18 protein-coding genes are annotated in these 23,766 nt (G+C 72.0%); 10 read left to right on the forward strand and 8 right to left on the reverse strand.

From position 1 onward, the window contains the following. Position 1 precedes the first annotated feature (1 nt). The gene (locus N8J89_RS15340) at positions 2-2,227 is read left to right on the forward strand and encodes a lantibiotic dehydratase (RefSeq protein WP_283665018.1); all 2,226 of its coding nucleotides are present in this window, start codon (positions 2-4) and stop codon (positions 2,225-2,227) included. Between the two features lie 60 nt (positions 2,228-2,287). Here the strand turns inward: N8J89_RS15340 and N8J89_RS15345 are convergent, their stop codons facing one another. Next, on the reverse strand, positions 2,288-3,523 hold the full coding sequence (locus N8J89_RS15345) for an MFS transporter (protein ID WP_283665019.1): 1,236 nt from the start codon (positions 3,521-3,523) through the stop codon (positions 2,288-2,290). A 165-nt stretch (positions 3,524-3,688) separates the two neighbouring features. Here N8J89_RS15345 and N8J89_RS15350 point away from each other — a divergent pair, with 165 nt between their 5' ends. From N8J89_RS15350 to N8J89_RS15365, 4 genes are read left to right on the forward strand one after another with little or no spacing between them, the layout of a single operon-like run. Then, positions 3,689-10,909: a non-ribosomal peptide synthetase gene (locus N8J89_RS15350; RefSeq protein ID WP_283665020.1), complete on the forward strand. Its 7,221-nt coding sequence runs from the start codon at positions 3,689-3,691 to the stop codon at positions 10,907-10,909. Continuing rightward, on the forward strand, positions 10,909-11,895 hold the full coding sequence (locus N8J89_RS15355; protein WP_283665021.1) for a TauD/TfdA family dioxygenase: 987 nt from the start codon (positions 10,909-10,911) through the stop codon (positions 11,893-11,895). Before N8J89_RS15350 ends, N8J89_RS15355 begins: the two co-directional genes overlap by 1 nt. 58 nt (positions 11,896-11,953) lie before the next feature. Next, complete coding sequence (locus N8J89_RS15360) at positions 11,954-12,469, forward strand: aspartate kinase family protein (RefSeq protein ID WP_283665022.1); 516 nt, start codon at positions 11,954-11,956, stop codon at positions 12,467-12,469. An 11-nt stretch (positions 12,470-12,480) separates the two neighbouring features. After that, on the forward strand, positions 12,481-13,398 hold the full coding sequence (locus tag N8J89_RS15365) for an SDR family NAD(P)-dependent oxidoreductase (RefSeq protein ID WP_283665023.1): 918 nt from the start codon (positions 12,481-12,483) through the stop codon (positions 13,396-13,398). An 869-nt stretch (positions 13,399-14,267) separates the two neighbouring features. Here the strand turns inward: N8J89_RS15365 and N8J89_RS15370 are convergent. Then, positions 14,268-14,669: a DnaJ family domain-containing protein gene (locus N8J89_RS15370; protein WP_283665024.1), complete on the reverse strand. Its 402-nt coding sequence runs from the start codon at positions 14,667-14,669 to the stop codon at positions 14,268-14,270. Positions 14,670-14,872: 203 nt separating this feature from the next. Between N8J89_RS15370 and mgrA the strand changes: the two genes are divergently transcribed. Further along, positions 14,873-15,868 (forward strand): L-glyceraldehyde 3-phosphate reductase, encoded by a 996-nt coding sequence (gene mgrA, locus N8J89_RS15375; protein WP_283665025.1) that lies wholly within the window; start codon positions 14,873-14,875, stop codon positions 15,866-15,868. A 134-nt stretch (positions 15,869-16,002) separates the two neighbouring features. Here mgrA and N8J89_RS15380 read toward each other — a convergent pair whose 3' ends face one another. The 5 genes from N8J89_RS15380 to N8J89_RS15400 form a co-directional block, all read right to left on the reverse strand. Beyond that, positions 16,003-16,941 (reverse strand): glycoside hydrolase family 6 protein, encoded by a 939-nt coding sequence (locus N8J89_RS15380; RefSeq protein ID WP_283665026.1) that lies wholly within the window; start codon positions 16,939-16,941, stop codon positions 16,003-16,005. A gap of 114 nt (positions 16,942-17,055) precedes the next feature. Then, the gene (locus N8J89_RS15385) at positions 17,056-18,081 is read right to left on the reverse strand and encodes a LacI family DNA-binding transcriptional regulator (RefSeq protein WP_283665027.1); all 1,026 of its coding nucleotides are present in this window, start codon (positions 18,079-18,081) and stop codon (positions 17,056-17,058) included. Positions 18,082-18,121: 40 nt separating this feature from the next. Next, on the reverse strand, positions 18,122-18,640 hold the full coding sequence (locus N8J89_RS15390) for a P-loop NTPase family protein (protein WP_283665028.1): 519 nt from the start codon (positions 18,638-18,640) through the stop codon (positions 18,122-18,124). Next, the gene (locus tag N8J89_RS15395) at positions 18,640-19,140 is read right to left on the reverse strand and encodes a hypothetical protein (protein ID WP_283665029.1); all 501 of its coding nucleotides are present in this window, start codon (positions 19,138-19,140) and stop codon (positions 18,640-18,642) included. Before N8J89_RS15395 ends, N8J89_RS15390 begins: the two co-directional genes overlap by 1 nt. A 44-nt stretch (positions 19,141-19,184) precedes the next feature. Next, entirely contained in the window at positions 19,185-19,883 is a 699-nt protein-coding gene (locus N8J89_RS15400) for a TetR/AcrR family transcriptional regulator (RefSeq protein ID WP_283665030.1), read from the reverse strand. A 96-nt stretch (positions 19,884-19,979) separates the two neighbouring features. Here N8J89_RS15400 and N8J89_RS15405 point away from each other — a divergent pair, with 96 nt between their 5' ends. The 4 genes from N8J89_RS15405 (at position 19,980) to N8J89_RS15420 (ending at position 23,122) form a co-directional block, all read left to right on the forward strand. Then, the gene (locus N8J89_RS15405; protein WP_283665031.1) at positions 19,980-20,720 is read left to right on the forward strand and encodes an SDR family oxidoreductase; all 741 of its coding nucleotides are present in this window, start codon (positions 19,980-19,982) and stop codon (positions 20,718-20,720) included. A gap of 103 nt (positions 20,721-20,823) precedes the next feature. Then, on the forward strand, positions 20,824-21,177 hold the full coding sequence (locus N8J89_RS15410; RefSeq protein WP_283665032.1) for a GntR family transcriptional regulator: 354 nt from the start codon (positions 20,824-20,826) through the stop codon (positions 21,175-21,177). Beyond that, positions 21,174-22,079, forward strand: a complete 906-nt coding sequence (locus tag N8J89_RS15415) for an ABC transporter ATP-binding protein (RefSeq protein ID WP_283665033.1) — start codon at positions 21,174-21,176, stop codon at positions 22,077-22,079. Before N8J89_RS15410 ends, N8J89_RS15415 begins: the two co-directional genes overlap by 4 nt. Continuing rightward, complete coding sequence (locus N8J89_RS15420; protein WP_283665034.1) at positions 22,076-23,122, forward strand: ABC-2 membrane transporter-related protein; 1,047 nt, start codon at positions 22,076-22,078, stop codon at positions 23,120-23,122. Before N8J89_RS15415 ends, N8J89_RS15420 begins: the two co-directional genes overlap by 4 nt. A 1-nt stretch (position 23,123) precedes the next feature. On the opposite strand, the gene N8J89_RS15425 is transcribed toward N8J89_RS15420, so the two are convergent. Continuing rightward, positions 23,124-23,714 carry a TetR/AcrR family transcriptional regulator gene (locus N8J89_RS15425; RefSeq protein WP_283665035.1) on the reverse strand — a complete coding sequence of 197 codons (591 nt, stop codon included), beginning with the start codon at positions 23,712-23,714 and terminating at the stop codon, positions 23,124-23,126. Between the last annotated feature and the right edge of the window lie 52 nt (positions 23,715-23,766).

Consider the following 23,766-nt stretch of genomic DNA (forward strand, 5'->3'; position numbering starts at 1 on the left):
GGTGGAGGTGCGCCTGGACCGGACCTGGCGGCTGTGGGACCAGTTCGCCCTGCGCGGACCGGGTTTCCCCGCCAACGGGGTGCTCCGGCTCGCGCCGGACGGACTCGCCGCGGCCGCGGACAAGTTCGACGAGCAGCTCACCGGCCCCGACTGGGCCGCCTTCGAGGAGGAGTTCGGCGCGGCCGCGGTCCAGACCGCGCGAGAACTCCAGGACATCGCGGCCCGGCCCGACTTCCGGGCCGCGGTCGCCTGGCAGAACCGCCCGGTGCTGACCACCGGCATCAAGCCGTTCCTGGCCTGGACCCCCACCGCGGCCGGTCGCACCAGCATGCCCCGCCAGCGCGAGGAGCTGGTGGCGCACTACTGGCAACGGTTCTGCGTCAAGAACGACACCATCGGCTTCTTCGGCCCGGTCGGGTGGGGCCGCTGGGACCTCGGCCAGCCCGACATCGAGGTCGACCCCGGCGACTCCCTGATCGCACAAATCACCGTCTACTTCGCCAGCTGGGCCATCGACACCCTGGCCCGCACCCTCGAACCCGAGCTGCGCCAGTGGATCGCGCCCCGCCGAGTGCCCTTCGTCCACATCGGACAGACCGAGGTCACCATTCCCGGCCGCCCACCGCAGCCGATCACCGCGGACCAGCACCGCCTGCTGACCCAGTGCGACGGCACCCGCTCCGCGCACCACCTGGCCCGCGCAAACCCGGACCTGGACGTCCCCGCCCTGCTGGCCGAGCTGGTCAGCCGCCGCTGGCTGGTGTGGCGCCTGGAGGTGCCCGCCGACGCGCACCCGGAACGCTGGTTGCGGTCCTGGCTGGCCACCGTCGAGGACGAACCCCAGCGCGCCCGCGCCGAAGCAGCGCTGGACCTGCTGGAACAAGGCCGGTCCCAGGTCGCGGCCGCCACCGACGCGGACGCCCTGGCCGAAGCGCTCACCCGGCTGGAGCAGGACTTCCTCGCCTGCACCGACACCGCCGCGGTCCGGGAGAAGTCCGCTGGCACCGCACCCTGCCGCGCCCTGGTCTACGCCGACTGCCGCCGCACCGCCACCGCCACCGCCGGCCACCGCGTGCTGGCCGGACTGGCCCCGCTGCCGCTGTTGCTGACCAGTGCGAACTGGCTGACCGCCACCCTCGCCGACCGCGTGCTGCACCGCGCCGAGGAGGTCTTCGACCGGCTGGCCGCCACCGGCCCGGTCAACCTGGCCGAGTTCTGGTTCGCCTGCATGCCCATCCTGCACGGCGCCGCCGTTGAGGACGCCTCCGAGCTGCAACAGGAGTTCCAGCGCCGCTGGCAGACCATCCTCGACCCGGCCAACGCGAGCCGAGTGTGGAGGTCCACAGAGGACATCGAGCACCAGGTGGAGCTGGCCTTCGGCAACCGGGAACCCGGCTGGACCGCGGCCCGCTACCTCAGTCCCGACATCCTGCTCACCGGGAACCAGTTCGTCCTCGGCGAACTCCACCTGGCCACGAACAGCCTGGGCTCCTCCTTGTTCGTCAACCAGCACCCCGACCAAGCCGAGCTGCTCGCACGAACCACCCGCGACCACCCCGGTCCGCGGCTGCTTCCGTTGCTGCCCAAGGAACACCGCTCGCGCCTGTCGGCCAGGACCCGCCAGTCACTGGTCCGCCCAGAGGACCACTACGTCGCCCTGGTCGACCACACCGCCGACCCGGCCCGCCCGCGAACCCATGCCAGCGCCGACATCCTGGTCGAACGCCACGACACCCTGTCGGCTGTGCTGCCCGACGGCACCAGGTTCCCGGTGATCGACGTCTTCGGCCACGTGCTGACCACCCTGGCCATGGACCTGTTCCGCCTCGCCGCGGATGCGCCGCACACCCCGCGGATCACCATCGACGACCTGGTGGTCGCCAGGGAGACCTGGCGCTTCCCCGCCGCCGAGATCACCGCGGCCGAGGAGAAGTCCGAACCGCGCCGTTTCGTCCGCCTGCGCCAGTGGCGGGAAACCCACAGCCTGCCGAGGTTCGTCTTCCTCACCTGCCCGACCGAACCCCGCCCGTTCTACGTCGACTTCGACAGCCCCGTCTACCTCAACATCCTGGCCAAGGCCATCCGCCGCCTCGCCCGCAAGGACCCGGCCGGCCAGCTCACCGTCACCGAGATGCTGCCTGCCCCCGACCAGGCCTGGCTGCCCGACCACAACGGCGAGTCCTACACCGCCGAGCTCCGTTTCGTCGCGGTGGCGGATCCCCAGTAACCCCAGTCGCACCACAAAGCCCCCGCCCCGGACAACCCGGGCGGGGGCTGACTTCCGCGATCACCGCACAACCGCCTCGCGTTCCGCCACCGCCCGCGCCAGACTGGGCGCGTCCCGCACCGCCGGGCTCACCGTGGCCAGCACCGCCAGCCCGATCATCCACACCGCCAGCGCCCACACCGTGGCCCGCGCCCCGATCCACTCCAGCGCGAACCCGCCCAGCAACGACCCCAGCGGCACCGCGCCGAACGCGATCATCCCCGCCGCCCCCAGCACCCGCCCCTGGATGTGGTCCGGGGTGACCGCCAGCTGATAGGCCGAGATCGCCACGTTCCACACCGGGCCCACGAAGCACATCAGCGCGTACACCGCGCCCAGCACATAGGGATTCGGCACCAGCAACACCATCGGCACCAACAACCCCCAGGCCCAGTTGGCCCCGACCACCACCACCCGCATGGACAGCCGCCGCTCCAGCGCGGGCGCGGCCAGCGAGCCCAGTACCCCGCCGACCGCGGCCAGCCCGAACATCACCCCCACCAGCGTCGGCGAGGCCCCGTAGTCCGCGGCGATCACGATCACCACCAGGAACAGCGCGCGGAACAGGAAGTTGCTGCCCGCCACCAGGAACGTGGTCATCCGCAGGAACGGCTGCCGCCACAACCAGGTGATGCCGGCCGCCAGGTCCACCGGCTGCCGCTTCCGGGCAGCCTGGAAGTCCTTGCGGATCAACAGCAACGAGGCCAGCGACACCAGGTAGGTCAGCGCGTCGAACAGGAACGGCACCGCCCGCCCCAGCCCGAAGAGCACCCCGCCCAGCGGCTGGCCCAGCATCGCCGCGCCCCGCTCCCTGGCCTCGTTGCGGGACAGCGCGAAGGTCAGATGACTCGGATGCACCACGTTCGGCACCGCGGCCGCCGCGGCGATCTTGAACGTCACGGTCAGCACCCCCTCGATGAACCCGACGGCCAGGATGTGCGGCAACGTCAGCACATCCAGCACCAGCGCCGCGGCCAGCGTGCCGATGGCCAGCGCGCGCAGGACATCGCACCAGATCATCACCCGCTTCCGGTTCCACCGGTCCACCAACGCCCCGGCGGGCACCTGGAAGATCAGCTGGGGCAGCAGCGCGACGAACCCGCTCAGGCCCGCGTCCACCGGCGACCCGGTCAACGCCAGCACCAGCAGGGGATAGGCCACGCTGGAGGCGTTCGCGCCGAGGCTGGACACCGCCGAACCCGACCACAGCAACAGGAAGTCCCGATTGCGCCGCAGCGGCGGCACCTCTTCGCTCATGCGCCCGATGCTGCTCGCGGCCACCCCGCCCCCACAGAGAAGGACCGGCACCCACGCAGGCAGTCCCACCTGCCGACAGAGGTACCGCGCTGACTCTGCTCCACCACCCGCGCCCTAGGCAGGCTGTCCTCTGATCGGCCGACCGGAAGCACAGGAAGGCGAACGATGAGCACAAGCTCGATCTCCCGCGCGGAGCTGTTGCAGCGCAGGCTGCGCGGCCTCAGCCCGGCCGCACCGGAGCACGGGATCACCCCGGTGCCCAGGGACGGCGCGCTGCCGCTGTCGTTCGCCCAGCGGCGGCTGTGGGTGCTGGACCAGATCCAGCCCGGCGGCACCGAGTACCTGATGCCGCTGCGGCTGCGGCTGCGCGGCCTGGTCAACGTGGTCGCGCTGCGCGCCGCGCTGGAGCAGGTCGTGGCCCGCCACGAGATCCTGCGCACCCGTTACTCCACTGTGGACGGTGAGCCGGTGCAGATCATCGACCCGCCGGGCCCGATCACCTGGCGCGAGGCCGACCTGCGCGGCGCCAACTCCGAGGCCCGGATCGGCAAGCTGATCGACGCCGACGGCCGCCGCCCGATCGACCTGGCCACCGAACACCCGATCCGCGCCCTGCTGATCCGGCTCACCGCGGACGAGACGATCCTGCTGATCACCACCCACCACATCGCCGCCGACGGCTGGTCGGAGTCGGTGCTGCTGACCGAGCTGGACCGGCTCTACGCCACCCTCGCCGCCGGCATGCCCTCCCCGCTGCCCCCGGTCCCGGTGCAGTACGCCGACTACGCCGCCTGGCAGCGCGAACAGCTCACCGGCGCCCACCTGGCTGACCAGCTCGCGCACTGGCGGAAGACCCTCGCCGGGCTCACCCCGCTGGCCCTGCCGACCGATCGGCCGAGAGGCCCGGTCCGGGACAGCCGCGGCGCCACCGAGACCTTCACCCTGCCGGCCCGGCTGGTCGAACCGCTGCTGCGCACCGGCCGCGAGGTGGGCGCCACCCCGTTCATGGTGCTGCTGGCCGCTTTCCAGCTGCTGCTCGGCCGCTACGCCGGAGCGCACGACGTGGTGGTGGGCAGCCCGGTGGCCGGTCGCGACCGCGCCGAGCTCCAGCACCTGGTCGGCCTGTTCGTCAACACCGTGGTGCTGCGCACCGACCTCTCCGGCGACCCGACCTTCCGCGACCTCGTGGCCAGGGTCCGGGAGACCGCCCTGGCCGCCTACGCGCACCAGCACACCCCGTTCGAGCGCATCGTGGACGAGCTGGCCCCCGAACGCGACCCGTCCCGCAACCCGCTGTTCCAGGTCACCTTCCAGCTCACCAGCGGCACCCCCACCGAGCTGACCGGCCTGCGCGCCGAACAGGAACCGGTCGCCTGGAGCGCGGCCAAGTTCGACCTCGGCCTGGCCCTGGCCGCGCACCCCGACGGCTCGCTGACCGGCCAGCTCGAGTACGCCACCGCGCTGTTCGACGCGAGCACCATCCGCCGGCTGATCGGCCACTTCACCCAGCTGCTGACCAGCATCGCCGCCCGGCCGGCCGTCCGGGTGAGCGCCCTCGACCTGCTCACCGCACCGGAACGCGCCCAGCTGCTCGGCCCGTGGGCAGGCGCAGCCAGGACCTTCCCCGCCGCGGAGTGCCTGCACGAGGTGTTCCAGGCCCAGGTCCGCCGCGACCCCGAGGCGACCGCGCTCCGCCACCACGGCCGGCACCTCACCTACGCCAGGCTGAACGCACGCGCCAACCGCCTCGCCCACGCCCTGCGCGCCCGCGGCGCCGGACCCGACCACCTGGTCGGCGTCTGCCTGGACCGGGGCCCGGAGCTGGTGGTCGCCCTGCTCGCCGTGCTCAAGTCCGGCGCGGGCTACCTGCCGCTGGACCCGGCCGCGCCCGCCGACCGGCTGGCCTACCTGCTCGAGGACGCCGAGGTCTCCCTCGCGGTCACCGACACCGCGCTGCCCGGGGTCACCTGCCTGCCCGTCGACCAGCCCGGCCACCCGGACACCGACCCGGAAAACCTGGCCGCGCCGGACAACCTCGCCTACGTGATCTACACCTCCGGCTCCACCGGCCGCCCCAAGGGCGTGCAGGTCAGCCACGCCAACGTGGTGCGCCTGCTGCGCGCCTGCGAACCGGACTTCGGCTTCGGCCCCACCGACGTGTGGACCCTGTTCCACTCCTACGCCTTCGACTTCTCCGTCTGGGAGCTGTGGGGCGCGCTGCTGCACGGCGGCACCGCCGTGGTGGTGCCCTACGAGGTTTCCCGCTCCCCGCAAGACTTCCTCGACCTGCTGGTCCGCGAACAGGTCACCGTGCTCAACCAGACCCCCTCCGCCTTCCGCGGCCTGGTCGAGGCGGTCACCCAGGCCGGCCTGCCTGCCGACGCGCTGGCCCTGCGCACCGTGGTCTTCGGCGGCGAGGCCCTGGACGTGACCGAGTTGGCCCCGTGGTTCGACCGCTTCGGCGACCAGCGGCCCGAGCTGGTCAACATGTACGGGATCACCGAGACCACCGTGCACGTCACCTACCGGCCGATCGGCCGGGCGGACCTGGACGGGGAGCTGCGCAGCCCGGTCGGCGGCGCGCTGCGCGACCTCCGGCTGTACGTGCTGGACGAGGAGCTGAACCCGGTGCCGATCGGGGTGCCCGGCCAGGTCCACGTCTCCGGCCCCGGCCTGGCCCGCGGCTACCTCGGCAAACCCGCGCTCACCGCCGACCGCTTCGGCCCCGACCCCTACGCCACCACCCCGGGCGCCCGCATGTACCGCACCGGCGACCTGGCCCGCTACCGCGCGGACGGCGACCTGGAGTTCCTCGGCCGCGCCGACAACCAGGTCAAGATCCGCGGCCACCGCATCGAACCCGGCGAGATCGAGGCGGCCCTGTCCACCCACCCCTCGGTGGACAAGGCCCTGGTACTGGCGCACCGGTCCCGGCTGGTCGCCTACCTCACCGGCCGACCGGCAGCGGTCACCGAGCTGCGCGAACACCTCGGCCGGACCCTGCCCGCCTACATGGTCCCCGCGCTGTTCGTCCCGGTGGCCGACTTCCCGCTCACCGTCAACGGCAAGATCGACCACGCCGCCCTGCCCGACCCGGACACCCACCGCGGCCAGGACTCCGCCGAGCGGGTCGCCCCGCGCAACCCGGTGGAACAGGTCATCGCCGAGACCTGGGCCGAGGTGCTCGGCGTGCCCGAGGTCGGTGTGCGGGACAACTTCTTCACCCTCGGCGGCGACTCCATCCGGGCCATCCGGGTGATCGGCGCGCTCCGCCCGCGCGGCATCGACCTGTCCGTGCAGAACCTGCTGCTGCACCAGACCGTCGAGGAACTGGCCCGGTTCAACGAAACCCGCGTCCAATCCACTGTGGACAATGCGGAGGAGCAGCGGGTCGACGCCTTCGCCCTGCTGTCCCCGGCCGATCGGAGCGCGCTGCCCGCCGGGCTGGTCGACGCCTACCCGATGTCCATGGTGCAGGCGGCCATGGTCTACCAGATGATCGCCGACAGCGAGGAGAGCCCGTACCACAACATCACGCTGCTGCCGATCAACGACGACGGCCCGTTCGACCTGACCGCCCTGCGCCAGGCCGCGGCACTGCTGGCCCGGCGGCACGAGATCCTGCGCACCTCCTTCGCCCTCAACGGTTTCAGCGAACCCCTCCAGCTGGTGCACCCGGCCGGGACCATCGAGGTCGGCTACCACGACCTCCGGGACACCGCCGACCCGGACGCCGAGATCCAGCGCTTCATCACCGCCACCCGCGCCACCCCGTTCGACGTCACCAAGGCGCCGATGCTGCGGTTCCACGCGCACCAGACCGCCGAGGACCGCTGGACGTTCTCCTTCATCGAATGCCACGCCATCCTGGACGGCTGGAGCCACCACTCCCTGATCACCGAGCTGATGGCCGACTACCGCGCCCTGCGCGAGGGCCGCGAACCGGCGGAGTCGACCGTCCACAGTGTCCGGTTCGCCGACTACATCGCGCTGGAACGACGCTCCCTCACCGAGTCCGGGGACCGCGAGTTCTGGCGGGACCGCCTGAGCCGGTTCGACCGGGTCGAGCTGCCCGAGGGCTGGGCCGCCGATCCGGCACAGGGCGAGACGGCCTACAAGATCGGGGTGCCGATCGGCGACCTGGAACCCGGCCTGCGCGCGCTGGCCGTGGTGGCCGGGGTCTCGCTCAAGAGCGTGCTGTTCACCGCGCACCTCAAGGCCCTCAGCGTGCTCAGCGGATCCCAGCGCTTCCACACCGGCCTGGTGTGCAACGGCCGCCTGGAGACCAGCGGCGGCGAAACCGTGCGCGGCATGCACCTCAACACCGTGCCGGTCGGCGTCGAGCTGACCGGGAGCACCTGGATCGACCTGGTGCGGCAGGTCTTCGCCGAGGAGGTCGCGGTGTGGCCGCACCGCCGCTTCCCGCTGCCGGAGATGCAGCGCGAGTGGGGCGGCGGCGCGTCACTGGTGGAGACCGCGTTCACCTACCTGGACTTCCACGTGCTGGACGCGCGGCGGATCGAGTCGGCCGGCGTGGTCGACGTCAGCCCGAACGAGTTCGCCCTGGACGTGTGGACCTTCCCCGGCGCGCTGTTCCTGGCCGCCCGGCCGGAGCGGATCAGTCGCGCCAACGGCGAACGCCTGGCCAAGCTGTACCGGCGGATCCTGGAGCTCATGGCCGCCGACCCGCTCGGCGCGGCCAGGAACAACGGCCTGGACGAGCAGGAGGCCGCACGACTGCTCTCCTTTGCCAACGGTGAACCCGTGCAGTACCCGGAACTGTGCCTGCACGAGCTGTTCGAGCAGCAGGTCAGCCGAACCCCGGACGCGGTGGCGCTGCACTGCCCCGACGGGTCCACTGTGGACTATGCCGAGCTCAACGCCCGCGCCAACCGGATCGCCCGCCACCTCCGTGATCTCGGCGTCGGCCAGGAGTCCCGGGTCGGCATCCTGCTGCGCCGAGGGCCGGACCTGGTGGCCGCGATGCTCGGCGTGCTCAAGGCCGGTGCGGCCTACCTGCCACTCGACCCCGCCCACCCGGCCCAGCGGCTGGCCGGCCTGCTCGCCGAGACCCGGGCCGAGGTGGTGCTGGCCGAGTCCGCGACCGCGTCCCTGCTCTCCGGCGACAACACCGTTCTCCTGGACCGCGCCGACCTCACCTCACTGTCCACAGTGGACCTCACTCGGACGGCGACCCCGGACTCGCTCGCCTACATCATCTACACCTCGGGCTCGACCGGCACGCCCAAGGGCGTCATGATCGAGCACCGCAACCTGGTCAACTACGTGCTCTGGTGCCTTGATGCCTACACACCGTTGCGGGGCAACGGATCGCCGCTGTACTCCTCGGTCGCCTTCGACCTGCCGGTCACCTCGGTGTTCCCCGCGCTGCTCACCGGCCAGCCGGTCACCATCACCGCCGACGACGGCACGCCCGGCATCGACGCGCTCGTGGACGCCTTGGAAAACGGCGAGTTCGGCCTGCTCAAACTGACCCCCTCACACCTGGCGGTGCTCAACCAGTCCCTGTCCCCGGAGGCGATCCGCCGGGCCACCGGGCGGATCATCGCCGGCGGTGAGGAACTGGTCCGGGACATGGTGTCCAGCTGGGCCCAGCACGCCCCGGACACGGTGGTGGACAACGAGTACGGCCCCACCGAGACCACCGTTGGCTGCTCCTGGCTGGAAGCGACCCCCGACCGGCTCGAACCCGGTGTGCTGCCCATCGGCAAGCCCATCGCCAACACCGTGATGTGGGTGCTGGATGCCAACCTGGAACTGGTGCCGGTCGGCGTGGCGGGGGAGCTCTACATCGGCGGCGCCCAGCTGGCCCGCGGCTACGTCGAGCGGCCCGAGCTGACCGCGGCCCGGTTCATCCCCGATCCCTTTGCCAGTCAGGCAGGTGCGCGGCTGTACCGCACCGGCGACCTGGCCCGCTACCGCCCCGACGGGGTGCTGGAGTTCGCCGGCCGGGTCGACCACCAGGTCAAGATCCGCGGCTACCGGATCGAACTTGGCGAGATCGAGGCCGCGCTGCACCGGCAGGTCCCGCTCCAGGACGTCACCGTGCGCGTGCACACCGCGCCCTCCGGCGACAAGGAACTCATCGCCTACCTGGTGCCCGCGGAGGGCACCACACTGGACCTGGCCGCGTTGCCGGGCAGCCTCGCCGAGCTCCTGCCGGACTACCTGGTTCCGCAGGCATTCCTCGAACTCGACGAGCTGCCGCTGACCGCCAACGGCAAGGTCGACACCGCCCGCCTGCCCCAGCCCGAGCTGTCCCGGACCGCCGCCCGGTTCCAGGCGCCGCGAACCGCGGTGGAGAACATCCTGGCCCGCGCCTGGGCCGAAGCCCTGCGGCTGCCCCGGATCGGCGTGCACGACAGCTTCACCGAGCTCGGCGGCCACTCGCTCAGCGTCATGCGGATCATCGTGAAACTCCGCGAGGAGCACGGCATCCGGCTGTCCTTCCGCGACTTCTACGAACACCGCACCATCGCCGAACTGGCCAGGATCATCGGCACGGCAGCAGAGTCCGATGTGGACAGTCTGGATGCGGTGGTATGGCTGCGCCGTGGGGGAAGCAAGCCGCCGCTGTTCTGCGTGCACCCCGGCAGCGCGCACTGGTTCACCCAGCTGGCCGAGCACCTCGGCCCCGACCAGCCGGTCGCCGCCTTCGAGTGGCCCGGCCTGAGCCGCCAGTGCCCGGCGCCGGAGAGCGTGCGGCAGATCGCCGAACTGAACCTCGCCCAGCTGCGCCGCCTGCAACCCACCGGCCCCTACCGCCTGCTCGGCTGGTGCGGCGGTAGCCAGATCACCACCGAGATGACCCGGCAGCTGCGCGCCGAGGGCGAGCAGGTCACCTTCATGCTGCTCGATCCCGCGCTGGACAGCCATGATCGCGCCAACATGCACGAGTTCATGGCCCGGTTCCGCCGCGCCGAGGCACTGCTGGCCGAGCTGGCCACCGCAGTGGCCGAGGAGGTCCCCGGCATCCAGGACCGGGCGGTCGGCGTGCTGGAGCAGATCGTCGACGACGGCCGCATCGACCCGCCGGTGCCGGGCGACGAGTTCTGGCCGTCCAGGGTGCGGGTGTGGCGCGAACTGCTGGCGACCCGCCTGGACTACCGGCACGAACCCTGTCCGGGCCGCCTGCACCTGATCGCGGGCGACGAGCTGGCCGCCGGTGAGCACGAGGTCGCCGTGGGCGTCGACTTCACCGACTACACCCAGCGCTGGGCCGAACTGGCCACCGGCGGACTCGACGTGCACCGGGTCAGCGGCAACCACCTCGGCGTCCTGCGCCCGCCGCACGTCGGCGAGGTGGCGCGGGTGCTGACCCGCCTGATGGCAACCCCCGAAGACGTGCAGAAGGATGTGAACTGATGTCGATGGTCCTCGAGGTCGACGCGCCGACCGGCGTGCTGACCCTCAACCGCGCCAACGCCCTCGCCGTCGAGGAGGTCGCGACCACCCTGCTGTCCATTGAGGACGGTCACATCGACGAGCGGGGCTGGGTCAAGGCCGCCGGTGAACGCGCGCACGAGCTGCCGATCTCCCTGCGCCGTGCCCTGTCCGCGTACCGCCGGGACTCCGGACCCAGTGGCGCCATGGTGATCCGCGGCCTGCCGGTGGACGAGTCACTGGTGCCGGAGACGCCGACGCGCAGCGGTTCGGTGCAGCGCACGGCCACCGTGCCCGCGGCCACCCTGATGATGGTCACCCACCTGCTCGGCGACGTGATCGCCTTCCGGCCGGAGAAGTCCGGCGCGCTGGTGCACAACGTGGTTCCGGTGCCCGGCAGCGAGGACTTCCAGGGCAACGAGGGCTCGGTGCTGCTGTCCTTCCACAACGAGAACGCCTTCCACGACAACCGCCCCGACCACGTGCTGCTGTTGTGCCTGCGCGCCGACCACGACCGCGAGGCCGGGCTGCGCACCGCGTCCATCCGCCAGGTGCACGACCTGCTCAGCGACCAGAGCCGGGAAGTGTTGTTCCGCAGGGAGTTCGTCACCGCGCCCCCGCCGTCCTTCGGCCTGCCCGCAGGCGAGACCGAACCGCACGCGGTGCTCACCGGCGCCCCGGACGACCCCGATGTGCTGGTCGACTTCGCCGCCATCAGCCCGCTCACCGAAGCGGCCCGCACCGCCATGGCCGAGCTGCAGAACCTGTTCGCGGCCAACGCGCTGACCCACTACCTGGTGCCCGGCGATCTGGCCATTGTGGACAACCGCGTCACCGTGCACGGCCGCACCGGGTTCACCCCGCGCTACGACGGCCAGGACCGCTGGCTGCAACGGACCTTCGCCACCCAGGACCTGCGGCGCTCGCGGGCGCACCGGATCGGCGACGGCCACGTGCTGTACGGCTGAGCATCCCGGGCGCGGACTCCGGCGGCGGAGCCCGCGCCCGGCCCACCGCGGAGGAACCATGGAACAGGCAGTCCTGCACGGCATCCACCGCTCGCACACCCACGCCAAGATCACCGTCACCGGCCAGATGGCCCTGTCCCCGCTGCTGCACGCGATCGCCGACCTGAACATCCCGCTCGGCCCCCTGGCCCGCCGACCGGCCGGTTGGGCGTTCACCGTGCCCAGGACAGCGGGCGCGCTGGTCGCGGCCACCCTCCAGTCGGCAAGGCCCCGCCTTGGCTTCACCCGGCTGGCCCTGGACGAGCGGATCGCCGAGGTCGCCGTCACCGGCTCCGGCCTGCGCTCCGACCCTGCCATCCGGCCGATCTTCTGCGAGGCCCTGCTCCGGATCGGCGTGCACCTGGAACTGATGTCCGCCACCGCCGACTGCCTTTCCGTGCTGTGCCACGACTCGCAGGCGATCCCAGCCACCCGCGCCCTGCGCGAGGCCCTGGAGATCGGCATCACCGGACTGCTACTAGCGGATGATCAATCCACTTGTGTTACGATACAGGTGGATAGAAAATCCGGTTAGTGGAGGTTGCCGTGCAGCACTGGACCGCCGCGGACATGCCAGACCAGACCGGCCGGACAGCAGTCGTGACCGGCGCCTCCAGCGGCCTGGGCCTGGCGGTCACCAAGGCCCTGTCCGCCCGTGGCGCCCAAGTGACCATGGCCGTCCGCAACCCCGCCAAGGCCGAACGCATCCGCGCCCAACTGCCCGACGTCAACCTGGTCATCCGCGAGCCCGACCTGTCCGACCTGGACTCGGTCCGCGCCTTCGCCGCTGAGCTGACTGCCCGCGGCGACCAGATCGACGTCCTGGTCAACAACGCCGGCATCGGCAACCAGCCGCAGAGCCACTCACCGCAGGGCCATGAGCTCCACTTCGCCACCAACCACCTCGGCCACTTCCTGCTGACCGCCCTGCTGCTGGAAAACCTGGCGAAAGGCAACGACCCGCGCGTGGTGACGGTGGCGTCGCTGATGTACCGCTACGGCAGGCTCGACTTCGACAACCTGCCCATCACCCGCGGCTACACCACCGCCCGCGCCTATTCCCAGTCCAAACTCGCCAACGTCCTGTTCGCCCTGGAACTGGATCGCCGCCTGCGCGCCGCGAAGTCCCCGATCCGCAGCATGCTGACCCACCCCGGCATCGCCCGAACCCCCATGCTCGGCAGCGCCCCCTCCCCGTTGATCAGCCGCCTGTCCAGCACACTGGCCGGAATCGTGAGCCGCCCGGTGGAACAAGGCGCCCTCCCCATCATCTTCGCCGCCGCTGCCCCGAACGCGCCGGCAGCCGTCATGCTCACCCCCGGCGGCATCCTCCGCCCGCACCGCCTCACCCCGGAACAACTCCGCCCCCACGCCACCAACCCCACCACCGCCGCCACCCTCTGGACCGTCTCCGAAACCCTCACCAACACCCCCTTCCCCACCGACCACAACCCCACCACCTAGCCCCTGTGGACAGCCACCCCCACCAGTCCAACTTCCCCGCTATGTTCAACTGGCGACCCGTCCACCCACCCCCAAAACCCCCACCGGAGCCCCGCAAAAACCAACCCCACCACGGTTCGCCAACCCCACCTGCCCACACCCAGTCGCTCAGCGTGACCAGCCCAGCGACCACCTATCGCCAATCCGGGTGGAGTCGGTATGCCGGTCATAGTGAATGCCCCACGGAACTTTGACCCTTGATCATTTCGTTACCGCAGTAGGAAGCGGAGGGCGGCGCAGGGCACCACGATCGGCTCCCACCCCCGCCCCCAGGCAACCACCCAAGAACAACAGCCACCGGGGACGAGCGACAGCCACCGCCACCGCCACCGAGCGACAGGCGACGAGCAACCAGCGACAGCCCCGCTGGCAACTGGCACCAGCCCACACCCTGTCGGCAACTGGCGACAGCCGCGCGAGAGCGGACGTCGGCCGCCAGAGAACGCACCGGAGCCGCCAGGGAACGCACCGGAAGCGGCAGCAGCGGGAAGCTGCGAAGGCGGGGCAGGCGTGGCGGGCCGGGCGAGAACGGCGGCCAGCTGGCGGGACCGGTGGCGCTGGCTGACGGGCGGTGACGCTCGCGCTGACTGGCGGGCCGCGCTGAGCCGGGCGGGCCGGTGGGCCGAGCGGGCCGAGCCGGGCGGGCTGGCGGGCCAGGTGGGCGGGCTGGCGGGCCGAGACAGGCGGGCCGGGACCAGCGCGCCGGGCGAGCCGAGACGGGCGAGCCGGGTCGGGGCGAGCCGGGTCGGGTCGGGTCGGGTCGGGTCGAGCCAGGTTGAGCCCGAGCCGTGGCCGTGGCCGGGCAGGTGGGCGGCAGGTGGGTTCGCGGGTTAGGTGGCTTGGTTGGTGCGGCGGGTCTTGAGGACCTTGCGGATGTTGAACGGCACCAGGTTCAGGGCCGGGCCCGGAGGCGGGTTGCGGATGGCCGCGGCGATGCGGATGTTGATCGCGTCGATGATCGCGCGGGCCCGGTCCTCAGTCGGCGCGGCGAGGGCCGCCTCGTACGCCGTGGCCGCGTCCTTTCGCAGGAGCAGGCTCGGGGGCAGGTTGGTGAGCTTTTCGTCGGCCAGTTTCCGGTTGATCCACCACAGTTCCTGGTACGGCTGGTTGGCGTCGGGGAGGGGTTTGCCGGCGCCGGACAGGTTGTCGAACTCGCCGCGTTCCATGGCTTCGCGGATCTGGCGTTCGACCCGGGTTTCCCAGGTCGCGTCTGCGGGTTTGCGGGCGGTCATGGGTGGGCCTCCTTGGCGGATCCGGGGTGGGGCTGGGGTTGTTGGGGGCTCACCATCCAGTGTGCCGGAGAGTTGGTGGGGCGCAGGCAGAGCTGGGGGCCGGTTCGCGGGATGGCTTGGCGGGGCGGGTGTGCGCGGCGGGGTGGTGGGCAGCCGGGGATGGGTTAGCGTTCGCGTAGTTTCGACTGGCCACAAGGAGCACGATGACCTACGTCGCCGCTGATGCGCGTTATGACGCCATGATCTACCGCCGGTGCGGCCGCAGTGGGCTGAAACTGCCCGCGATCTCGTTGGGGCTGTGGCACAACTTCGGCCATGAGAAGGCCCTCGACACCCAGCGCGACATCGTGCGGGCCGCTTTTGACCTCGGGGTCACGCACTTCGACCTGGCCAACAACTACGGTCCGCCGCCCGGCGCTGCCGAGGAGAACTTCGGCCGGTTGTTCGCCGCGGATCTGCGCAGCTACCGGGACGAGGTGCTGATCTCGACCAAGGCCGGGTACCTCATGCATCCGGGGCCGTATGGCGAGTGGGGGTCGCGCAAGTACCTGGTGTCGTCGCTGGATGCGAGCCTGGCCCGGCTCGGGCTGGACTACGTGGACATCTACTACCACCACCGGCCGGACCCGGACACCCCGGTCGAGGAGACCATGGGCGCGCTGGACTCCTTGGTGCGACAGGGGAAAGCGCTTTATGTCGGGGTGTCCAACTACTCGGCTGAGCAGACCAGGGAAGCCGCGGCGGTGCTGGCGGAGCTGGGCACGCCGTTGCTGATCCATCAGCCTTCGTACTCGATGGTCAACCGGTGGATCGAGGACGGGTTGCAGGATGTGCTGGACGAGGTGGGGGCGGGGTCGATCGCGTTCTCGCCGTTGGCGCAGGGGCTGTTGACCGATCGGTACCTGGACGGCATTCCGGCTGACTCGCGAGCCGCGGGGGCCAGCCCGTTCCTCCAAGCCGAGGGGATCACCGAGGAGCAGCTCGCGGTGGCCAGGGCACTCAACGAGGTCGCGAAGCGGCGGGGGCAGACGTTGGCGCAGCTGGCGCTGGCGTGGGTGCTGCGCGGGGGGCGGGTGACCTCGGCGCTGATCGGGGCCAGCAGCGTCAAGCAGTTGGCGGACAACGTCGCGGCCACCGCGAACCTCGACTTCGCGGCGGAGGAGCTGGCGGAGATCGAGGGGTTGCTCGGCAAGGGCTGAGCGGGTTGCGGGGGATGTGCGGGCAGGCTGGCCCGCTGCCGACCGGTCGGTTGAGGGCAGCCTGGTGTGCTACCAACCGGTCGGCAGCGAGCTGGGGCCCGGGGGCGAGTTGGAGGCTCGCCCCCGGGGCTCGGTCAGCCGGTGGCCAGCTCGTAGGCGCGTTGCGGGACGAACTGGCCCGCCGGCGCGATGCAGCCGTCGGACTCGCCGGGGAGCTTGATCCACAGGTAGGCGTCGATCTGCGAGTCGCCGGTGGATGTGGTGCTGGGGGTGCCCAGAGCTCGGCCGGCCGGGTCGCACCACTCGCTGCCCCGGGGGCCGTTGCCGTTGCGGCTGGTGTCGATGACCGCGCGCAGGCGCGAGTTGCCCAGGCGGGACAGGATGTTCTTGGCGTAGGCGGTCTCGGTGTGGGTCCAGTGGTAGTTGGAGACGTTGAGGGAGATGCCGTCGGCGCTGTTGGCGATGTCCGCCTGGGCGAGTCTGCCGGCCATCTCGGCCGCGCTGTGCCAGCCGGAGTGGGCGGCGTCGAAGTAGACCTTGGCCGCGCCCGAGCCGGACTTGAGCTTCTTGCCCGCGTAGGCGATGGAGGCGCGGGTCTCGGCCTGCTGGGCGGCGCTCTGGCAGTTGGTCATCAGGGCCAGCACGTCGGGTTCCAGGATGATGGTGGCCGGGCGGCCGGCCAGGCCGGCGGCGACCTGGTCCACCCACTGGCGGTAGGCGGTGTGGCTCGGGGCGCCACCGCCGCTGGGGCCGCCGCAGTCGCGGTTGGGCACGTTGTAGACGACCAGGATCGGGGTTTTGCCCGCGTTGGCCGCGGCGTTGACCAGGCCGTTGACCTGGCTGCGGACGGTGCTGGTGTTGGTGGTGGTGAACCAGCGGGCCTGCGGGACCTTGGCGATGCGGTCGCGGATCACCTGGGCGCGGCCGTCGTTGGGGTTGGCGGCCACCCACTTCGCGGCGCCGGTCTCCGGGTCGGTGTAGAAGCCTGACGGGGCGGCCTGGGCTGGTGTGCTCGCCAGGCTGAGGGCGATGAGAACCGTGGCGAGCACGGGCGGCACTGACCTTCTGCTCATCCGAAACTCCGAGTTGCCGATGTGACAGGGACACAGGCGGCGGGCTCTGGGAGCGCTCCCAGACACGGGCGAGTTTACGGATGTGACCACGCGCTGGGAAGAGGCGGCTTGTCCTCAGGCCGAGGCGCGGCGCACGAGGCTGACCGGGAGGACCTTGCGGCGCGGCGGCGGGTTGTCGCCCTCGATGAGCTGGTACAGGGTGTCGACCATCTGCCGGACCTGTTCGCGCGGGTCCTGGTGCACGGTGGTCAGCGGGGGGTTGGTCGCCTCGGCGATGCCCCGGTGGTCGTCGAAGCCGACCACGGCCACGTCCTCGGGCACCCGGCGGCCCGCGGCGTGCAGGGCGCGGAGCGCGCCCGCGGCCATGGGGTCGTTGGCGGCGAAGACCGCGTCGAGGTTGGGCACCCGGGCGAGCAGGCGGGTCATGGCCTGTTCGCCGCTTTCGGTGCTGAAGTCGCCTTCCTCGGACAGCCGGGCCGCGGCGCGGTCGTCCAGGCCGAGGGTCTTGCGCCAGCCGGTGCGGCGGTCCACCGCGGAGCGTTGGTCCTGCGGGCCGGCGACGGTGCCGATCCGCTTGCGCCCCAACGACAGCAGGTGCTGCACCGCCAGCTTCGCGCCGCCCTCGTTGTCGAAGTCGACCAGGTGCAGGCCGCGGGTGGCGCCGCCGGGCCTGCCGCCGCCGAAGACCATCGGCAGCCGCAGCGAGCGCAGCGCGGCGGGCAGCGGGTCGGCGCGGTGGGAGGCGAAGACCAGCGCGCCGTCGACGTGGCCGCCGTCCAGGAAGCGCACCGTGCCCGGCACGTCCTCGCGGCTGTCCACCAGCATCATCAGCATCTGGCTGCGGCGGGCGGAGAGCTCGCGGAAGGCGCCACGGACGATCTCGGCGAAGTAGGGGTCCTCCAGCACCTTGGTCTCCGGCTCGGAGAGCACCAGGGCGATGGCGTTGGTGCGGCGGGTGACCAGCGAGCGCGCGGCCTGGTTGGGGGAGTAGCCCAGCTCGCGGGCGGCGTCGAGGACCTTCTCCCTGGCCCGGGAGCTGACGTAGGCCTCCTCGTTGAGCGCCCTGGACGCGGTCGAGCGCGACACACCCGCGTAGGCGGCGACGTCTTCCAGCGTCGGCCGCACGTCACCTTGGGTCACGCCCACCACCTCATCCACACCGCTGCCCGGGATGATCAGCCTAGTCGCCGAGCCAGGCCGCGCGGACCAGCTCGGCCACCTCCGGCACCGACCGGTCGGTCGAGTCCAGGCACAGGTCGCCGAGCGGGGGGTGGGACGCCGCCGCGGCCAGTCGGCGCAGCTCCGCCGGGGGCTTGCCGCGCAGGTCGTCGCCGGGGATCGGTGGCCCCTCGCCGCGGCTCCTGGCGAGCAACCGCTCGGTCAGCCGGTCCTGGTCGGCGTGCAACCGGCACACCGTCAGTGGCACGTCCCCGAGAGCCGCGGCGTAGGCGTCCAGGGTGGCGGGTTCGCCGACCTCGCCGGAGAGGACCAGGTAGCGGGTGCCGGTGGCCTGGAAGGTGCGCCAGGCGGTGGCCAGGTTGCGGGCCTTCACCGAGCCCTGGTCCGGGCGGCAGAAGCCGAGCTGGGCGAGGTCGAGGTAGGCGGCGGGCTGCCCGGCCCGGGCCAGGTGGGCGTAGACCGCCCAGGCGACCACGGACTTGCCGACGCCCCGGGGACCGCACAGCAGCAGCGCCCTCATCAGACCCAGCGCTCCAGCACCATCCGCGCCACGGCCACCGCGGGCAGCCCGCTGGTGTCCACGCACAGGTCCGCGAAGTCCTCCCGGTCCAGCTCCGCCGCCTCGCGCACCGCGGCCTCGGCCAGGTGGGTGAGCCAGCCCCGGCGCAGGAACCGCTCCCGCAGCTCCGAGGAGCCCGCGCGCAACCGGCACAGCGTCACCGCCGCGCCCGGCAGCGCGCGGGTGTATCTGCGGGCGACCGCGGCCGACTCCAGGATTCCGGACACCACAAGGCGATCCGCGCCCGCCTCCCGGTAGTGCGGCCACATCGCGGCCAGGTTGCGCGCCTTGATCCGGTGCTGCGCCGGATCGTCGGCGGGCGCGGGCGAGCACAGGCCGAGCTGGTCGGTGTCCACGAAGCCGGAGCGGTCCAGCTGGGTGTGGATCTCCCAGCCCACCGTGGACTTGCCGACGCCGGAAGGCCCGCACAGCCACAGCACCGGGAAACGATCACCAGCCACCCGGCGGAGGCTAGTGCGGCCGGCGCCGTCGCGGCCAGCGGATTTCAGGCGTCGGCGATCCGGTCCAGCCACTCCACCAGCAGCGCCTGTTCCGCCGGGGACAGCGCGCCGGCCGGGTCCCGGCGCAGCGCGGCGGCGAGCCCGGCCGCGCGGGCGGGCACATCGGTGTCGCCGACCGCCTGCCCGCCGGTGGTGATCGAGCTGATCACGTTCTCCCTGGCCGCCGTGGACAGCTCCCGGTCCCGCCGGTCCGCAGGCGTCGCGATCAGGGTGAGCACAACGCCCTTGCCGGTGGCGTGCACCAGGTCCGCGCCCCGGCTCACGCTCACCCGCAGCAGCCCGGCCTCGGCGATCCGCTGCACGATCCGGCGCAGCCGCGCCTCGGCCTCCTGGCCCGCGCCCGAGGAACCGGCCCGGGTGTCGCCGTACATCAGCAGGTAGAAGGCCGGGTGGCTGAGGCCGAACTCGACGTGCAGGTCCCAGCCGCGGCGCAGGTCCTCGACCGGGTCGTCGGTCTCGCCGAGGGCGGCCTTGCCGGTCAGGTACTCGGAGAAGGCGTGCGCGGCCACCGCCTCCAGCAGCCCGTCCTTGTCCCCGAACAGGCGGTAGAGGGTGGGGGCCTGCACGCCGGCCGCGGCGCTCACCGCACGGGTGGACACCGCGTCCCTGCCGCCCTCGGCCAGCAGCTCCGCCGCAGCCCGGACCAGGCGTTCCCTGGTGGACTCGGCGCTCTTCTCGGTCATGAATCAATGCTAACAAACTTTGATTATCACCGCTCCGGTATCGGTGATACGATGATCTCGATATCAACGGAAACACCTGTTGGGAAGGCTGGAACCATGACTGACTCCACCGTGGGCCGGGTCGCGATCGTCACCGGCGGATCGCGCGGCATCGGCCGGGCGAGCGCGCTGCGGCTGGCCGCCGACGGGCAGGCCGTAGTGGTCGGCTACGGCGGCAGCAAGGCCGAGGCCGACTCCACCGTAGCCGAGATCACCGCCGCGGGCGGGCGGGCCATCGCGGCACAGGCCGACGTCGCCGACGAGCAGGCCATGACCGAGGTCTTCGACGCGGCCGAGCGGGCCTTCGGCGGGGTGGACGTGGTGGTGCACGCCGCGGGTGTGCTGTACCAGTCCACCATCGCCGAGCTGGACCTCGACCAGCTGGACCGCATGCACCGCACCAACATCCGGGGCCCGTTCGTGGTGGCCAAGCTGGCCGCCAGCCGGGTCCGCGCGGGTGGCGCGATCCTCACCTTCTCCACCTCGGTGGTGGGCACCCTGCTGCCGGCCTACGCCCCCTACGCCGCGTCCAAGGGCGCCGTGGAGGTGCTGACCAAGATCCTCGCCCGCGAGCTGCGCGGCCGGGACATCACGGTCAACGCGGTGGCGCCCGGCCCGACCGCGACCGCGATGTTCCTCGAGGGCAAGGACGAGGCCATCATCGACCGGCTGGTCAAGATGGCCCCGCTGGAGCGGCTGGGCGCCCCGGAGGACATCGCCGAGGTGGTCTCCTTCCTGGCCGGGCCCGCCCGCTGGGTCAACGGCCAGGTGCTGCGCGCCAACGGCGGCATGGTCTAGCCGACCCCGGCGACCCAGCTTTGCTACAGTCTTCTAGTGTTACAGTTGACTAGCACAATTCAGGGGCGGTGCGGTGGAGTTCCGGGTTGATCGATCAGCGGGCATGCCCGCCTACCGGCAGCTCATGCACCAGGTCCGCGACGCGGTGCGGCTCGGCTGGATCAAGCCGGGCGACCGCCTGCCGACCGTCCGGGAGGTAGTGGCCACCTGCGCGGTGAACCAGAACACCGTGCTCAAGGCCTACCGGGAGCTGGAGCTGGCCGGGGTGCTCGAGGTCCGTCAGGGCTCGGGCACCTACGTCCGGGACTCCGGCGCCCCCGCCCCCGCGCAGCTTCCGCCGGAGCTGCGGGAACGACTGGAGGACTGGGTGCGCAGAGCACGCGAGGCTGGACTGAACGACGAGGACATGCGGGCGCTGCTGGGCGCGGTGCTCTCCGGCCGGGCGGGTCAGGAATGACCGGCAACGCGCTGGAGGTGGCCGGCATCGGCAAGCAGTACAAGCGCCGTTTCGGCCGCGGCTCGAACTGGGCGCTGCGGGACTGCACCTTCGAGGTGCCGACCGGCCGGGTGGCCGCGCTGGTCGGCCCGAACGGCGCGGGCAAGACCACCCTGCTGAGCATGCTGGCCGGCCTGCTGGCCCCCACCGAGGGCACCGCCAAGGTCGGCGGCAGGCTGGTCACCGCGGGCCGGGGCCGGGCCGCGGGCCGGGTTTCCTTTGTCGCACAGGAGAAACCGCTGTACCGGCAGCTGAGTGTGGCCACCATGCTCGCGGTCGCCGCCCGGCTCAACCACGAATGGGACCAGCGGCGCGCGACGCGCTGGCTGGAGCGCTTCGAGATCCCGCTGGACCGGCCGTGCGGCAAGCTCTCCGGCGGGCAGCAGGCCCAGGTGGCCTTCGCCATCGCGCTGGGCTCCTGCCCCTCGGTGCTGCTGCTGGACGAACCGCTGGCCAACCTGGACCCGTTGGCGCGCAACGAGGTCACCCAGGAACTGCTCGGCGAGGCGGCCGAGACCGGGATGACCGTGCTGCTGTCCACGCACGTCGTCGCCGAGCTCGGCGGGGTCGCTGACCACCTGGTGCTGCTGGCCGACGGCGCGCTGCTGGCCGACGGGCCGGTCGACGACATCCTGGAGCGCCACCGCTTCTACGACGGCCCGCGCTCCTCGGCCCCGCCGGTGCCGGGCGAGGTGGTGCAGGCCAAGCACAGCGACCGGCAGTCCAGCTACCTGATGGGCTTCACCCCGTCGCGGCGGCCACCGGAGGTCAACCCGCCGTGGCGCGAGCGCGAGATGACGCTGGAGGACTTCGTGCTGGCACAGCTGGAGAACAGCCGCGCGAGCAAGAGGAGGGCGGCATGACCACCGGCACGGTGCGCACCGACCCGCCCGCCACCGGCAAGCGGGGTGGCGCGGGACTGCTCGACCTGGCCTGGGTGACCTGGCGCCAGTACCGCTGGCTGGTCCTGGGCACCACCCTCGCGGTGGCCGCGGTCTCCGGCTTCTTCCTGTGGAGCTACTTCGCCGCCAGCGGACTGCCGCCCTGCGGCAACGCCTGCCCGGACGGCGGCGCCTCACCGGCACTGGAGGCGATCGCCCGGCGGGTCAGCCTGCTGGAGTACCCGGTGCTGCTCTTCGCCGGGCTGGTCGCGGCGTTCTGGGGCGCGCCGCTGCTGTCCCAGGAGTACGAGCACCGCACCCACCTGTGGGCCTGGACCCAGGACGTCTCGCCCACCCGCTGGCTGGCCACCCGGCTGCTGGCGCTGTGCGCGACCCTCACCGTGCTCACCGGTCTGCTCGGCCTCACCGGCACCCTGGTCACCCAGTACCTGCACGCCCAGGACAGCTCGGCGTTCCACCCGTACAAGAGCATGTCCTTCGACCTGTGGCCGCCGCTGCAGATCGGCTACGTGCTCTTCGGCTTCGCCCTCGGCGTCGCGGTGAGCGCGGTGGCCCGGCGCACGGTCATCGCCATGCTGGTCACCGTGCTCGGCTTCGCCGCGGTGCGGGTGTTCGTGGCCGAGTTCCTGCGCCCGCACTACCTGGCCCCGCTGCGCCACGCCACCCCGCTGGGGCAGTCGGTGAAGCTGGAGGGCGCCAACCTGATCACCGGCACCGGCTACCTGCACACCTCGGGTGCGACCATGCCGCAGGACGGCAGCCTGGTGGCCGAATGCCGCAAGCTGGCCGAGCAGGTCAGCCCGTCGAACGCCACCTACAGCCAGGTGCAGGCGGAGATGTCCAAGTGCCTGACCGAACGCGGCTGGACGCAGACCTACATCGACTACCAGTCCGACGCGCGCGTGCTGCCGATCCAGCTCATCGAGACCGGCATCTACCTCGGGCTGGCCATCGTGCTGCTGGTGGTGGCGGTGCGGCTGGTGCGGCGCACGGCCACGCTCTGACTCAGCCGCTCAGCTCCAGCGCGGCCAGCGCGGTGTCCAGCACCGTGGTCTGCCGGGCCGGCCGGTAGGTCGCCGGATCGGCCGTGGCCAGGGTGTTCATCCCCTCGACCAGTGAGACCAGGGTCAGCGCGGCGGTCGCCCGGCGGGCCCTGGTCCACTGTGGACGGACCTGGGCGATGAGCCGTTCGATGCGGCGGAGGAAGGACTGGTTGGCCGCGCGGTGCCGCTCGGCCAGCTCGTCATCACCCAGCGCGGCGGCCAGGTAACCCAGCCACACCCTGGCTTCCTGCTGCTTCGCCGGATCCACCGAGGCGGCGTGCCGCAGCACCGCGCGCAGCACCGCCGCCGGTGGGCCGCCCCCGGCGGTCAGCTCGTCCATCGCCGCGCCGGTGCGCTGGTGCAGCAGGTCCCTGGCGTGCCGCAGCAGCGCCCGCTTGTCCGGGAAGCGGTGCAGTACCAGCCCGGTGGTGCAGCCCGCCGCCGCGGCCACCGCCCGCAGGGTCAGCCCCTGCGGCCCGGACTCGGCCATCAACCGCCACACCGCGGCGGAGATCCGCTCGCCCTGCTCCGCCCGATCCGCGGTCCTCGCCATCGGCCACCACCTCTCGTAACACATGTTACCGTAACGGCTGTTACGAGGAGAG

Source organism: Crossiella sp. CA-258035 (assembly GCF_030064675.1).
Taxonomy (GTDB): domain Bacteria; phylum Actinomycetota; class Actinomycetes; order Mycobacteriales; family Pseudonocardiaceae; genus Crossiella.

Excerpts from the sequence above, each read along its gene's own strand:
- N8J89_RS15345 (WP_283665019.1), bottom strand. The coding sequence starts at position 3,523 with ATGAGCGAAGAGGTGCCGCCGCTGCGGCGCAATCGGGACTTCCTGTTG.
- N8J89_RS15350 (WP_283665020.1), top strand. The coding sequence starts at position 3,689 with ATGAGCACAAGCTCGATCTCCCGCGCGGAGCTGTTGCAGCGCAGGCTG.
- N8J89_RS15355 (WP_283665021.1), top strand. The coding sequence starts at position 10,909 with ATGTCGATGGTCCTCGAGGTCGACGCGCCGACCGGCGTGCTGACCCTC.
- N8J89_RS15360 (WP_283665022.1), top strand. The coding sequence starts at position 11,954 with ATGGAACAGGCAGTCCTGCACGGCATCCACCGCTCGCACACCCACGCC.
- N8J89_RS15370 (WP_283665024.1), bottom strand. The coding sequence starts at position 14,669 with ATGACCGCCCGCAAACCCGCAGACGCGACCTGGGAAACCCGGGTCGAA.
- mgrA (WP_283665025.1), top strand. The coding sequence starts at position 14,873 with ATGACCTACGTCGCCGCTGATGCGCGTTATGACGCCATGATCTACCGC.
- N8J89_RS15380 (WP_283665026.1), bottom strand. The coding sequence starts at position 16,941 with ATGAGCAGAAGGTCAGTGCCGCCCGTGCTCGCCACGGTTCTCATCGCC.
- N8J89_RS15390 (WP_283665028.1), bottom strand. The coding sequence starts at position 18,640 with ATGAGGGCGCTGCTGCTGTGCGGTCCCCGGGGCGTCGGCAAGTCCGTG.
- N8J89_RS15400 (WP_283665030.1), bottom strand. The coding sequence starts at position 19,883 with ATGACCGAGAAGAGCGCCGAGTCCACCAGGGAACGCCTGGTCCGGGCT.
- N8J89_RS15405 (WP_283665031.1), top strand. The coding sequence starts at position 19,980 with ATGACTGACTCCACCGTGGGCCGGGTCGCGATCGTCACCGGCGGATCG.
- N8J89_RS15410 (WP_283665032.1), top strand. The coding sequence starts at position 20,824 with ATGCCCGCCTACCGGCAGCTCATGCACCAGGTCCGCGACGCGGTGCGG.
- N8J89_RS15415 (WP_283665033.1), top strand. The coding sequence starts at position 21,174 with ATGACCGGCAACGCGCTGGAGGTGGCCGGCATCGGCAAGCAGTACAAG.
- N8J89_RS15420 (WP_283665034.1), top strand. The coding sequence starts at position 22,076 with ATGACCACCGGCACGGTGCGCACCGACCCGCCCGCCACCGGCAAGCGG.
- N8J89_RS15425 (WP_283665035.1), bottom strand. The coding sequence starts at position 23,714 with ATGGCGAGGACCGCGGATCGGGCGGAGCAGGGCGAGCGGATCTCCGCC.